This is a genomic window from Bacillus sp. TH30, from assembly GCF_016650875.1.
Classification (GTDB): domain Bacteria; phylum Bacillota; class Bacilli; order Bacillales; family Bacillaceae_G; genus Bacillus_A; species Bacillus_A mycoides.
Window position 1 is genome coordinate 458,727 of the sequence record NZ_JAEKEY010000002.1, and the last position, 12,385, is coordinate 471,111.

General features: G+C 35.3%; 15 protein-coding genes and 1 pseudogene. 4 read left to right on the forward strand and 12 right to left on the reverse strand.

The genetic code is table 11. The annotated features are described in order from the left end of the window. Positions 1–25: 25 nt before the first annotated feature. A complete protein-coding gene (locus tag JFU20_RS04580; RefSeq protein WP_002165913.1) occupies positions 26–706 on the reverse strand; it encodes a DUF3600 domain-containing protein in 681 nt (226 codons plus the stop codon). Continuing rightward, positions 703–1,281: a sigma-70 family RNA polymerase sigma factor gene (locus JFU20_RS04585; protein WP_002165914.1), complete on the reverse strand. Its 579-nt coding sequence runs from the start codon at positions 1,279–1,281 to the stop codon at positions 703–705. The genes JFU20_RS04580 and JFU20_RS04585 overlap by 4 nt, the downstream gene beginning before the upstream one ends. A gap of 206 nt (positions 1,282–1,487) precedes the next feature. Between JFU20_RS04585 and JFU20_RS04590 the strand changes: the two genes are divergently transcribed. Both JFU20_RS04590 and JFU20_RS04595 read left to right on the forward strand, forming a co-directional pair. Beyond that, positions 1,488–2,474, forward strand: a complete 987-nt coding sequence (locus JFU20_RS04590; RefSeq protein WP_002165915.1) for a quinone oxidoreductase family protein — start codon at positions 1,488–1,490, stop codon at positions 2,472–2,474. 29 nt (positions 2,475–2,503) lie between these two features. After that, positions 2,504–3,142 (forward strand): zinc dependent phospholipase C family protein, encoded by a 639-nt coding sequence (locus JFU20_RS04595; protein WP_002135913.1) that lies wholly within the window; start codon positions 2,504–2,506, stop codon positions 3,140–3,142. A 44-nt stretch (positions 3,143–3,186) separates the two neighbouring features. On the opposite strand, the pseudogene JFU20_RS04600 reads toward JFU20_RS04595, so the two are convergent. The 5 genes and pseudogenes from JFU20_RS04600 to JFU20_RS04620 form a co-directional block, all read right to left on the reverse strand. Next, a pseudogene (locus JFU20_RS04600) lies at positions 3,187–3,267 on the reverse strand (VOC family protein); the annotation flags it as partial. Between the two features lie 14 nt (positions 3,268–3,281). Beyond that, positions 3,282–4,451, reverse strand: a complete 1,170-nt coding sequence (locus JFU20_RS04605) for a DEAD/DEAH box helicase (protein WP_002012513.1) — start codon at positions 4,449–4,451, stop codon at positions 3,282–3,284. 19 nt (positions 4,452–4,470) lie between these two features. Beyond that, positions 4,471–4,998: a hypothetical protein gene (locus JFU20_RS04610; protein WP_002012514.1), complete on the reverse strand. Its 528-nt coding sequence runs from the start codon at positions 4,996–4,998 to the stop codon at positions 4,471–4,473. 90 nt (positions 4,999–5,088) lie between these two features. After that, on the reverse strand, positions 5,089–6,777 hold the full coding sequence (locus JFU20_RS04615) for a formate--tetrahydrofolate ligase (protein WP_002031556.1): 1,689 nt from the start codon (positions 6,775–6,777) through the stop codon (positions 5,089–5,091). A 93-nt stretch (positions 6,778–6,870) separates the two neighbouring features. Then, complete coding sequence (locus tag JFU20_RS04620; RefSeq protein WP_002085991.1) at positions 6,871–7,551, reverse strand: class I SAM-dependent methyltransferase; 681 nt, start codon at positions 7,549–7,551, stop codon at positions 6,871–6,873. Between the two features lie 359 nt (positions 7,552–7,910). On the opposite strand from JFU20_RS04620, the gene JFU20_RS04625 reads away from it, so the two are divergent. Further along, on the forward strand, positions 7,911–8,249 hold the full coding sequence (locus JFU20_RS04625) for a hypothetical protein (RefSeq protein WP_001253195.1): 339 nt from the start codon (positions 7,911–7,913) through the stop codon (positions 8,247–8,249). A gap of 29 nt (positions 8,250–8,278) precedes the next feature. Here the strand turns inward: JFU20_RS04625 and JFU20_RS04630 are convergent, their stop codons facing one another. The 4 genes from JFU20_RS04630 to ytfJ all read right to left on the reverse strand — a co-directional run bounded on the left by JFU20_RS04630 (position 8,279) and on the right by ytfJ (position 10,295). Further along, a complete protein-coding gene (locus JFU20_RS04630; protein ID WP_002012518.1) occupies positions 8,279–8,491 on the reverse strand; it encodes a hypothetical protein in 213 nt (70 codons plus the stop codon). Between the two features lie 69 nt (positions 8,492–8,560). Continuing rightward, positions 8,561–8,881, reverse strand: a complete 321-nt coding sequence (locus JFU20_RS04635) for a hypothetical protein (protein WP_002165916.1) — start codon at positions 8,879–8,881, stop codon at positions 8,561–8,563. Positions 8,882–8,932: 51 nt separating this feature from the next. After that, on the reverse strand, positions 8,933–9,709 hold the full coding sequence (locus JFU20_RS04640; RefSeq protein WP_002085994.1) for a hypothetical protein: 777 nt from the start codon (positions 9,707–9,709) through the stop codon (positions 8,933–8,935). A gap of 160 nt (positions 9,710–9,869) precedes the next feature. Further along, on the reverse strand, positions 9,870–10,295 hold the full coding sequence (gene ytfJ, locus JFU20_RS04645) for a GerW family sporulation protein (protein WP_002012522.1): 426 nt from the start codon (positions 10,293–10,295) through the stop codon (positions 9,870–9,872). A 131-nt stretch (positions 10,296–10,426) separates the two neighbouring features. Between ytfJ and JFU20_RS04650 the strand changes: the two genes are divergently transcribed. Next, entirely contained in the window at positions 10,427–11,212 is a 786-nt protein-coding gene (locus JFU20_RS04650; RefSeq protein ID WP_002012524.1) for a GNAT family N-acetyltransferase, read from the forward strand. 350 nt (positions 11,213–11,562) lie between these two features. Here the strand turns inward: JFU20_RS04650 and JFU20_RS04655 are convergent, their stop codons facing one another. Further along, positions 11,563–12,360 carry a DUF3952 domain-containing protein gene (locus tag JFU20_RS04655; RefSeq protein WP_002012525.1) on the reverse strand — a complete coding sequence of 266 codons (798 nt, stop codon included), beginning with the start codon at positions 12,358–12,360 and terminating at the stop codon, positions 11,563–11,565. Positions 12,361–12,385 lie beyond the last annotated feature (25 nt).

The window sequence follows — 12,385 nt, forward strand, 5'->3', positions numbered from 1 at the left end:
CAGCTTAAGCTATGAGCCTTTTTACTTATCTCACCTTTTCATCTACATACTCCATAAACTGTTCTGCTTTAATAAATCTTTCTTTATACGCTTCAGGTACTCCTTCTACTGTTATCCCACCACTCGATTTCGCTTTTACTAATACAGTTTGATATGACATTAACGCTTCCATATATTGTTCATACTCTTCTGAAGTTAATACTTCTTTACTAGATTTATGGCCATTTAATTTATCAAAATACGGCTGAAGTTCCATTTCTACCTTTTTCATTTCCTCTTTTTTAGCTGGTGATAATTGATCATAATCAATATTACCGTTCGAATCCCCGTACTCAAGCTTTGCATTTGTTAATTTCTTTAGTTCTTTTGTAAACTCTTCATATTCCTTCGCACCCATTTCGTCTTTCGCTTGTGATAACTTTGCATTAAAACGCATGTATCCTTCTAATGTTATAGCTCCGGCATGTTTTTTTAAGTTCTCAAAAGATCCGTATATACCATCCGCCATAATAGATTGGTAAGCAAAACCAGTCGTTGGGATTAAAAATGCGGCTGCAAGCACTCCTGCGATAAGGCGCTTCTTCCTTTTACTTCCCCCGCTCTTCATTTTTATTTGAACAATTACTTTTTCTTTTAACTCCGGCGGGGCAATAATCCCCTTCGCTTCTTCTTGTATAGATTCTCTAACTCTATAATCTAAGCTCATTTCACATTCCCTACCTCTCCTAAAAAGATTTCTTCTACTTGCTCTTTTTGACGTAGTTTCTTTAATGCCGCATGAATTCTAGACTTCACTGTACCGATTGGAATATGTAATATTTGTGCTACTTCTTCTTGAGAGTAATCGTGTAAGTATCTTAAGATAATAACTTGTTTCAATTTATACGGTAACTTATGAATGAGTTCGATTAATTTTTGATTTGATATTTTACTTACAACATCGCTAGAAAAATCAATTTGTACTGGTTTTCTTTGCTCTTCTGCTTTTTTTACAATTCGTAGTCGCATCCACCTCTTTCTTCTATAAGAATGAATTTGTTTAATCGCAAGTCCAATTAGCCAAGGTCTAAATGGCTTCTCGCTATCATATTTACGAAGCGATTCATATAGCTGTATGTATATTTCTTGAACGACATCATCTACATCTGCTTTGTCTTCTATTAAAAAATGTGCTGTCTTATATATTTCTTGAATCGTTTTATCATACAATTCGCTATATGCTTCTTTATTGCCTGATAAAGTTAATTGGATTAAATCTGAATACACTGTTTCCCCCTTCATGTACCATCCCTCCTTTGTCCTACACTATATATTGGCAAGAAAACGATATTTCGTTCGATTTCTTTCAAAGTTTTTTCAAATAAATTAATATAATGATGCAATGACTTCATAAGCTTCACTTATAACCCTGCATAACAATTATATAATTTTCCAATTTCTAATAAAGATTTAAAATAATATATATATTCAAATTTAGGAGGATGTATATGAAAGCTATCGTTGTAACTTCGTTCGGTGGTCCTGAAGTGATGAAATATACAGATGTGGAGATGCCGGCTATTTCAGACAATCAAGTTTTAATTCGTGTTGTTGCTACTAGTGTAAATTTCGCCGATATTAAATCTCGATATGGTAAAAAAGGAAATAAAGCATTTCCCTTTATTCCAGGGATAGATGTAGCTGGTGTTGTAGAACGAGTTGGTTCTCATGTAAAAAATATTCATCCTGGACAGCGTGTTATTGCTTTTCCTCTAAATGGATCTTACGCAGAACACGTTGTCGCAAACGAAAATCTTACTTTCGTATTACCTGATGAAGTTGATTTCAAAACTGCAGCCGCTTGCCCTATCGTATCTTTTACAAGCTATAATTTACTTGCAAATGTTGCAAGGCTTCAACAAGGTGAATCTGTTCTAATTCATGCCGCTGCTGGAGGAATTGGTACTACCGCGATTCAACTCGCAAAATTATTAGGGGCTAAAAAAGTAATCGGTATTGTCGGAAATGAAGCGAAAAGTAAAATCGCTTTAGACGCTGGAGCTGATTATGTTATATGTCATCAAGATGAAGATTTTGTAGAGAGGATAAATCAACTTACAAACGGAGAAGGCGTTAATATTATTTTAGATTCTATTTCTGGTACTGTGTCCGAAAGAAGTTTAGAATGCCTTGCTTATTACGGTCGTCTCGTCCATTTCGGCAATGCTAGCGGAGAAGTTGGTAGTTTTCAAACGAAAGATTTACACGCAAGTTGCCGTTCTATACTCGGTTTCAGCTTTGGCACTACACGGAAAAAACGTCCTGAATTGCTTCAAGAAACTGCGAATCAAGTTTTCCGTTATTTACGCGATGGAAGTTTACAAATTAAAGCTACGAAATCTTTTCCTCTTCAAGATGCAGGGAAAGCACATGAATGGGTCGAAAGTAGACAAAGTACAGGGAAAGTAATACTACACGTTCAGACAGCTCCCTAAAATGAATACATGAAATAGAGGTGTTATTCATGGGATCACGAATTATGCATATCATTATCGCGAGCGGTATTGCAGAGAAACTATCTATTCAAGATAAAACTTCTTTCTTACTTGGTGGTGTAGCTCCTGATGCTGTTCATTCAAAAAAAGAAAAAGGAACTTCACATTTTTACGCTGGTACAACGAAGAACTATACGAGAAGAATAGATTATGATTCATTTATTCATAAATACGAAGATCATCTGGATTCCCCTTATATTTTAGGTTATTATACCCACCTCATTGCCGATGATAATTGGCTAAGCGGCTTTTTTCTACCTTGGCTTAAAAACAGAATAGAAAACGACGAAACTATCGCACCTATGTACTATAACGATTTTAAATTATTGAACGCACAATTGTTGCATCATTACGATAAAGAACAGCAGCTCTTCGCCCTACTTAATCAAGAGGCTAACATTGTGAATATAGAGGAGATTTCTAGAAAGAATGTTTTAGCTTTTCGGCAATATATTTTTGAAGATATGCTATATCCTGAGCAACACTTGCACGAAAACTTACAAGTGTTTTCATTTGATCAAATCGTTGGTTATATTGAGACTGCAATTGAAAAAGGAACATTTTTTATAGAACAACTCGTTAATAAAAAATTGACTTCAAATATTTAATCCCCCTCATTATTTACGAGGGGGATTTTCACATAACTATATAATTATTTATTTTTTCCCATTACTGCAAAGTAATTCCCTTCACTATCAGCAAAGTTAAACAATTTACCAGTAGGCATAGTTACGTCTTTCCATTCATTTATCTAGGTTTTTTCTTACCAGTAAAAGCTGGTTTCTTTTTCTTTGGTGCTGGTGGTTTCGATTCTACAAATGTTCCTTTGAACATTTCTTGTTTCGTAAACACGATACCTAATTTTTTCGCAAATTGAAGTAATTTACGCTCTTCTTGTTCTGTTACAAGAGAAACAACTGTTCCTTCTTTACCCATACGTCCAGTACGTCCTGAGCGGTGAATATATTGGTCTACTGTGTCTGGTAACTCTAAGTGGATTACGTGTGTTAAATCATCGATATCTAATCCACGTGCTGCAATATCAGTAGCAAGTAATATTTCTAATTTCCCGCTACGGAACGCGCGCATCGTTACTTCACGCTCTTGTTTGCTTGCCTCTGCATGAAGTGCTGCTGCTTTCATTTTACGGAACTTCAGTTTTTGAGTAATTTCATCTAAACGGAATGGATCATTTAAGAAGGCAACTGCTTTTACATTTCCCATATGCATAACTCTTCTAATATAATCATTTTTTTCACGACGCTCACAAACGATATACGTATGTTCAACTAGGCTCTGTGCCTCTGAACGTGTTACACGTACTAATTGTGGTTCAACTGTCAAATCACGTGCCGCATCTTCTGCAGCTTTTGTTATTGTCGCCGAGCAGAATACTAATTGACGATCGCGCATCGTTGATTTAATTACATCAAGTACAGCACCCATCATCTTTTGTTTTACAATTTGATCAAACTCATCAAATACAATCGTTTTCACTTCATGCATCTTTAATTTTTTCATGCGAATCAACTCTAAAATACGTCCTGGTGAACCGACAATAACTCTCGGATGTTTCTTTAATTTTTCAACTTGGCGCTTAATATCCGCACCACCAATTAAAGACGCACCTGAAATATCCGTTCCTGCTGTAAACTTTTGAACCTCTTCATGAATTTGCATAACAAGTTCACGAGTTGGCGCTAAAATTACAACTTGAGGTTGTTTAACTTCAGGATTAATTTTATGTAAAAGTGGTAATAAGTACGCTAATGTTTTTCCTGTTCCAGTTGGAGATTCAGCAATAACGTCTTGTCCTTCTAAAATAGTTGGAATCGCTTGTTTTTGAATTTCAGTAAATTCTTTAAAACCAGCCTTTTCCCAAGCTTGTTGTAAAAATGGTTGCATATCTTTTATCATTTGTTTTTCTCCTTTATCTCTATTTTTGAAGAAAATGTTGTATTGTTCGCACCGTTTCTATCATGTGTGAAATAACAGCTATTAAATCATCAACATGGTCTTCTGTAATCGATTTTTGAAATAGAACCTCTACCTTATTATGATATGAAATCGCTTGCTTATTATATTCGTATGAAATTTTTTGCGTAATCATTCGCTCTTTTCCCCATATAGAATGCAATAAAGTTTCAATTTCTTCGCATCCTATCTCTGGTTGCTCCATTTCGAACGAGAATTCCAGCTTCATTTCACAACCTGGTATAAACTGAGGTACTTCTAATATTTCACCTGATAAATTCTTTGCATCAACAGATAGTGAAAATATCGCCTCAACCATCGTTTTAAATGTTTCTGTTAGTTGAAATGAAATACTATACATACGACTTAATGAAGCAAGGTCCATCACATCTTTTCGATCCGTTACGAGAATATCACCGTGTAAATCGAAATCATAGACAGCTCCTTCCACAATTACCTTTAAATTTTCAAAAGCAGTTGGATCAAACATAATTTCCTCCAAAAAACAGGCGCCTTTCGATGGAAAGGCGCCACTTGATGTATATATAGTTTACAGATAAACGAGATGAATTACAACCTTTTAGAATAAACCTACTGCTTTTCCATCTTCATTTACATCCATTTGTAGTGCTGCTGGTTGTTTAGGAAGGCCTGGCATTGTTAACATTGTTCCTGTTAACGCAACGATAAACCCTGCACCGATAGATGGTTTTAATTCACGAATTGTAACGATAAAGTCAGATGGGCGACCTAATTTTGTTGCATCATCTGAAAGAGAGTATTGTGTTTTCGCCATACAAATCGGTAGGTTACTCCAACCTTCTCCCTCATATTGAGCTAATTGCTTACGTGCTTTCGGAGCAAATTCAATATCTTTTGCGCCGTACACTTTTTGAGCAATTGTACGAATTTTTTCTTCTAATGGTAATTCTAATTCATAAAGTGGTGCGTAGTTGTTTTCACCTTTTTCAATTTCTTTTAACACTTTCTCAGCAAGGTCAACTCCGCCTTGGCCACCTTTCTCCCAAACTTCTGTTAAGGATACTGCATAGCCACGCTCATTGCACCATTCTTGTAAGTATGCAACTTCTGCATCTGTATCAGTAATGAATTTGTTAATGGCAATTACGAAAGGAACACCGAAGCTTTGAATTGTTTCAACATGCTTCTGTAAGTTCTCCATACCTTTTGCTAACGCATCTACATTTTCTTCTTTTAATTGATCTCTCGCCACACCACCGTGCATTTTAAGCGCACGAATAGTCGCAACAATAACTACCGCTTCTGGTTTAATACCAGCTGCACGTGCTTTAATATCTAAAAACTTCTCGGCACCTAAATCTGCACCGAATCCAGCTTCTGTAATAACATAATCACCTAATTTTGCTGCCATTGTCGTAGCGATAACACTGTTACAACCGTGAGCGATATTCGCAAATGGTCCGCCATGAATGATAGCTGGTGTATTTTCTAATGTTTGTACTAAGTTCGGTTTTAATGCATCTTTTAATAGAAGTGTTAACGCTCCTTCTACTCCTAAATCTTTAACTGTTACAGGTTGATTTGAAAAATTATAAGCGACAACAATGCGAGATAGACGTGATTTTAAATCTTGAATATCTGTTGCAAGGCAGAATACGGCCATAATTTCAGATGCTACTGTAATATCAAAACCATCTTCACGTGGTACACCTTGAACCGGTCCACCAAGGCCAATTACTACATTACGAAGGGCACGATCATTTAAGTCAACACAGCGTTTCCAAACGATTTTACGCGTATCAATTCCAAGTGTGTTTCCTTGTTGGATATGATTATCAATAAACGCCGCTAATGCGTTATTGGCAGTTGTAATCGCATGAATATCTCCAGTAAAGTGAAGGTTAATGTCTTCCATTGGTACTACTTGAGAATAACCGCCACCTGCTGCTCCGCCTTTTAATCCCATTGTTGGTCCAAGAGATGGTTCGCGAAGTGCAATTACTGTTTTCTTACCAATTTTATTAAAAGCTTGGCCTAAACCAACTGTTACTGTTGATTTACCTTCTCCTGCTGGAGTTGGGTTAATCGCTGTTACTAAAACAACTTTACCGTCTTTCTCATCTTGTAAACGCTTAAAAATATCAAGAGATAACTTGCCTTTATAATGTCCGTATGGCTCTAGTTCTTCTTCTAAAATATTTAAATTAGCTGCAATTTCTTGAATCTTCTTCATACTTGCTTCTTGTGCGATTTCAATATCAGATTTAACTGTTGTAGTAGTTGTCATATACCCTAGTCCCCCTTTAATTGATTCTGATGATATTGTATCAGTTTTTTGTATTTTCTGCACTTATTTACCTCCTAAAACCCTTCAATTTTGTTATACGTTTTTTAACATAAATACCCATAAAAATGTTAACGCTTGTTGTAACTCTGTAGGTAGCTGACCTAACATCTTCTCATTTACTCCACGCTTATATACGCCGGTACCATCTACAACTTCAAATCCTTGTTCTTTTGCTAACTGTTCAAATTCCCAAGGCATCATCGTATTGCAAACAACGTCTTTGCCATATAGGCGCGGATAACTGTTCTCTCTCGGTTTTGCTGTCGGTCCTAAAATTGCAATACATGCGTATCCATCTTTCTTTAAAACACGCTTTATTTCATTTAATGCTCGCAACGGCTCCTCGGTCCATTCTAAAGAATTAATTGCCATAATTGCTTCAAATTTCTCATTTTCAAATGGTAATGAAGAAAGATCACCTTTTATAAAAGATAAGTTTGGGTCTTCTCCGCGCTCCTTACCCTTTTGAATCATAACTTCCGATAAGTCCACCCCAACCGCTTTGTAGCCAGTAAGACTTAATTTATATGTACCATACCCATCACCACAGCCAACATCTAACACTTGTACTTCCTTTTCTACGTACTGCTCAAAAAATGGAATGATTGTACTCCTGCTCCCGCTATCCCACATTTCTTGACTATTTTGATTCCAAAACTCTGCATTGTTATCCCATTTTTTCTCTGCCGATTCATGCCAATTAAACTTCGCCATACATTCCCCTACCTTCACGTATTATCATTCATTTCATTCTACATCATGTTCCAAAATCCCTGTTTATCTTCATAAGGAGATAAAGTGAAACTTTAATCAGTGGGGGTGTTTGTTCGTCCGCCACTGATTATTATTTGAACCAATCGGGCTTTTACTGGCAGCCCGACTCCCATCTAACTTCTTTGCTCTAGCCGAATTTTGAGGTGGGGGTCTTACTGCACGGCAAATAGCGGGATAAACAGGATAACAACGAAATCTATTTTCTCCAATTTTTGCTTTACTTGGGTTTAACTCATACTCATGTTCTGCTCCTTATGAAAGATACTATAGATACACCCAATTGAAAGAGAGGGATGTACATGCGAAGAAAGAGAAATCATCATTTTAAAAGTGGTGAAAAAAACGAAGAGTATGCAGCTGAAATATCTCCGGCTGGTATTCCGATTAGACATGAGCGCAAAGAAATTGCAAATGAAATAGAAGGTACAAATACCGGTGCAATGATCGGCTATGTCGCATTATTTCTTTCGTTATTCTCCATTGCTTTTTATCCTGTTACACTCGGCTCCCTTGCTATTTTAGTTGGCTTATTAGCTGTCAATTTTGGAGCGAGAACACTTGGATATACCGCAATTGGTTTTGGTAGTTTTTCTGTTTTATTTACTTTACTCTATCCGCTTGCTTTGTCAGCGTTTTAAAAAAACACACCAAGTTATACTTGGTGTGTTCATTCGTGATACAACATAATATGACCGCATCCACAACAATGCTTCGCTGTAATTTCTTGAAAAACTGGATAATTTTCTTCATCTCTATGCTCAATAAACACCTTTTCAAATCGGTACATATTTGGCGCATATGCCCAATCTTGTTTCGTACGTGCATATAATGTTGAAGAAAAAAACTCCTCACCACCACAAACGATACATCCCTTCTTCATCAATACCCCTCCTATGCTTGTCTTACTTCATCTATATGAACATAAACATAAAAAAAAGACCTTCTATTACTAGAAAGTCTTCTCTGAAACAAAAAGAAATGTACCGAATATACCTACTCCGCTATATTCTTTCATAACACCAGCTTCTGTTTTATACGTTTGCTTTACAGTCATAAAGAAAACACCATTTCGTGCATCAATACTTTCAAACTGTAATTTCTCTTTTTTTTCATCTACATTTTGCGTGCATTCAAAGCTACTCTCGTCACATTTCAATGCATACTTATCCTCTAAATACAATTTAAAATCTGATTCTTTCGGACAAGTTATAAGTAATATTGCCACGAGAATAATACTTACAATACCCACAATTGTATAATATTTCTTCATTTGTTCTCCTTTCAAAAGACAAGAAAACTTGACTTCATGCGCCAAGTTTTCTTAGTCTACAACCCATTGCCACTCTTGTTCTTTCTTATCAAAAATGAGCCAACCCGTTTCTGTTGCTTCCGCTTTCAATTCATCGATATTATCTAGTACCTCATCCGTACTTTCGAATGATCCTACTACATATACCGGAATTTCAAGACCTCTTCTCGACTCAATTTTCCCCGCTAAATCAATGTATAACCCATCTTCCATTAACGGCATAAGCCCAAGGATAACTTCCTTTGAAATTGCTGGGAAAATTTTTGATTTTTGGAAGAAAGTAAAACGTTTCTTTCCAAACGAACCGAGTTTATATGGAATCACTTTACTTAGCATTCCTACAAAATCACCGATTCTACGGTAATACACTTTGTTGTACCAACCGTCATCATGTGAAAAATAAACGAATCTATTCTTCAACAATGGGAAGAACGTTCTTCCAAGTGGTTCTTTTTTGTGAGCCAAATATAATAATTCTGCAATTTCTTTTGGCTCTAACTCATCTAAATCGCTTGCATCATCGAAATCTACCCAACAAAATTCATCAAATTCATCAATCTCTGCTTGAATGAGTTTATGTATGTTTTCTTCCTCAACATATTCAAATAAAGTATGATAATGAAAATCTGTCCACTCAAAATTATGCTTTAAAAGCAATACTTGATGAAGCGGTGAAGGGATGTTACTTGCAAACTCTTTAAACGTAATTCCAGATGTAATAAAACAATGACCCCGACGATTACCATTAATATATATCATATTGTTTACTTGGTCAGATCCTCCAGACAAAGCACCTAGCCACCTTCGTTTTATATGTTTCAATTCTATAGCATATTTTAACATGAAAAATTTTAGAAACATAGAAAAAACTTCAAAAACTATTTACAATTTCATGTGTTTTATTACATACTGATTACAAGAAAAAACGCCTGCTTATGAGCAGGCGTTTTTAAAGGATTTCATCTGGGTTTTGAGGGTGATGATTTCCCTCTTTCTTTTCATCTGTTTGGAACATCGATTGAATTTTATCAATTGTTTGTGGAGCTAATTCAATTATTTTTTCTGCTAAATGTGTCGCATTTTGTAGATGCAGAATATTTACTCCATCTTTATTCACTACAAGAAATGCTACTGGTGTAATAGAAACACCACCCGCGCTACCGCCACCAAATGCAGGGGTACCGTTCGCTCTTTGTCCATCATTCGTTTGGAAATCAGAACCTCCTGCTCCAAAACCGAACGCTACTTTAGAAACCGTTAACACTACACCACCGTCAGCCGTTTGAACAGGCTCTCCCACAATCGTATTTACATCGACCATTTCTTTTAAATTTTCCATTGCCGCTTTCATTAACCCTTGAATTGGATGATCCACCGTTCATAACCTCCTTTGTCATATCTTTCCTAGTTTTTCCGAAAGTTGGTGAACTAAACATAAAATTTTATATTGATTTCAAAAAACTTAAGTTGTAATATTTAGAAAAATAAAAAAGAGGTCGATTTTTTATGATGAGAAAATTAACAAAGAAAGATCATGAACAAGTATTCGCTTACCTAAAAGAAGAAGCAGCCCTTAACTTGTTTATTATTGGGGATTTAGAAGCTTTCGGTTATGAAACAGACTTTCAAGAATTATGGGGCGTATATAAAGAGAATGGAACATTAAAATCCATTTTACTTCGCTTTCACGATACATTTATACCGTATAGTAAAGAAGAGTTTATGGTTACTGACTATGAGGCACTTCTTTCCGCATATAAGCCGCTTAAACTCTCTGGCAAGTCAACTATTGTAGAAAGATTTGAAACTGCTCCAAGTGTACAACTAGGCGCCAAAAATGAAATGTATTTTTGCGAATGTCTAAATGACAGCAACTTACCTAGCACACCAATTCATGAAACAATTAAACTTGCCTCACTCGATGATATAGAACGAATTATGAAATTACGAAGTGACATCGCTGAATTCCCGACTGCTAATGAATCAGAAAAAATGTTAAGGCAAGCTATCGAAACAAATACAGGACGTACATATTATATTGAAAAAGACGGCACAATCATCGCATCCTCCTCAACTTCCGCTGAAAATTCATTATCTGCTATGGTTGTTGGCGTATGTACGCATCCGAACTACCGCGGAAATGGATATGCTTCACTCATATTGCAAAAAATGATTCAGGACTTTACGAAAGAAGGCCGAACACTTTGTTTGTTTTATAACAATCCAGCAGCTGGACTTATTTATAAACGACTAGGGTTTAAAGATATTGGGATGTGGACGATGTATCGATAATAAGAGGTACTCTATAAGCGGAAATAGTTGTAACCTAGCAATAAAAGCAGATTATACAAAAACTCCACACCGTTATTATGAAGATAAAGAAACTACTTGCGGAGCCATGGCTCTAACTAAAAAATGTTATGTATTCAAACTAAATTTTGACAGATAAACTGCCCCAATTGTTACACATAGTCTAGCAATTGGGGCTGCATTTTTATGCTCTAATTCTCTCCAATACAACTAGAAATAATTATTAAACATTCACCACACTAATCTCTCTAAATATTCCATCATGATACAATTAGAAGTAATTGTATCACCTAAAACCTCCTCAACTTTCGGTCTTTCATTCACTTACTTAATCATTTATTATTTTCATATTTCTTTTTATAATTCACATAATCTTGCTTAGCTTCCTGATCATTATCCTTTTTACTACTAAAATTCACAGATATTTGCTGAGTATGTGTTAATAATTTTCCCTCACTATTTTTCTTTTCATATACAATTGAAATAATTAATTGTATTATTTGCATTGGATGCTGTTTCGTATCTTTAGAATCGTTAAAATTAAATACAATTGATGCTGTTTCAAAACTATCATATTGCAAATTCAATTTATCATTAATTATTTCTTGAAATTGTGATTCCGTTAACGTAAAACCAAGTGTATTTGGTTCATTAAATTTCTTTTTATCTCCATCTACTTTCAGTTGTAAACTCCCAACACCTTGCAATCTATTAAAAATTAGTTTTACATGTGAAACATCCAAGCTCGAATCAGAACTGTAACCCTTTCTATCTTTATACATGAACCTAGTGCTATATTTTTCTTCTTCTTTATATTTATTATCCTTATGTCTATCTTTTATGTTCTTAATATCACTTGTTATTTTTTGACTGGTTTCTCCATACAATAAATTTTCTTTCAAATTATATATACTTTCAGTAGTTTGATATAGTGTATTATGAATTCTGTCATCACCATTTTTTTCTGTCGTAAAATCAATAACCCGTTCCTTCACATACGCATACCCATCATCACTCGCAGACATAACCTTCCCCATATCCCCTTCATCCAAAGCTTTGACAAACGGCTCATAATCTATCTTTTTTTCACCAAAACTACACGCACCTAATAGAATCATTACTACCATCATAATAATTATTTTATTAATTAATCTT

Coding starts and splice junctions, on each gene's coding strand:
- JFU20_RS04580 (WP_002165913.1), bottom strand. CDS start 706: ATGAGCTTAGATTATAGAGTTAGAGAATCTATACAAGAAGAAGCGAAG.
- JFU20_RS04585 (WP_002165914.1), bottom strand. CDS start 1,281: ATGAAGGGGGAAACAGTGTATTCAGATTTAATCCAATTAACTTTATCA.
- JFU20_RS04590 (WP_002165915.1), top strand. CDS start 1,488: ATGAAAGCTATCGTTGTAACTTCGTTCGGTGGTCCTGAAGTGATGAAA.
- JFU20_RS04595 (WP_002135913.1), top strand. CDS start 2,504: ATGGGATCACGAATTATGCATATCATTATCGCGAGCGGTATTGCAGAG.
- JFU20_RS04605 (WP_002012513.1), bottom strand. CDS start 4,451: ATGATAAAAGATATGCAACCATTTTTACAACAAGCTTGGGAAAAGGCT.
- JFU20_RS04610 (WP_002012514.1), bottom strand. CDS start 4,998: ATGTTTGATCCAACTGCTTTTGAAAATTTAAAGGTAATTGTGGAAGGA.
- JFU20_RS04615 (WP_002031556.1), bottom strand. CDS start 6,777: ATGACAACTACTACAACAGTTAAATCTGATATTGAAATCGCACAAGAA.
- JFU20_RS04620 (WP_002085991.1), bottom strand. CDS start 7,551: ATGGCGAAGTTTAATTGGCATGAATCGGCAGAGAAAAAATGGGATAAC.
- JFU20_RS04625 (WP_001253195.1), top strand. CDS start 7,911: ATGCGAAGAAAGAGAAATCATCATTTTAAAAGTGGTGAAAAAAACGAA.
- JFU20_RS04630 (WP_002012518.1), bottom strand. CDS start 8,491: ATGAAGAAGGGATGTATCGTTTGTGGTGGTGAGGAGTTTTTTTCTTCA.
- JFU20_RS04635 (WP_002165916.1), bottom strand. CDS start 8,881: ATGAAGAAATATTATACAATTGTGGGTATTGTAAGTATTATTCTCGTG.
- JFU20_RS04650 (WP_002012524.1), top strand. CDS start 10,427: ATGATGAGAAAATTAACAAAGAAAGATCATGAACAAGTATTCGCTTAC.
- JFU20_RS04655 (WP_002012525.1), bottom strand. CDS start 12,360: ATGATGGTAGTAATGATTCTATTAGGTGCGTGTAGTTTTGGTGAAAAA.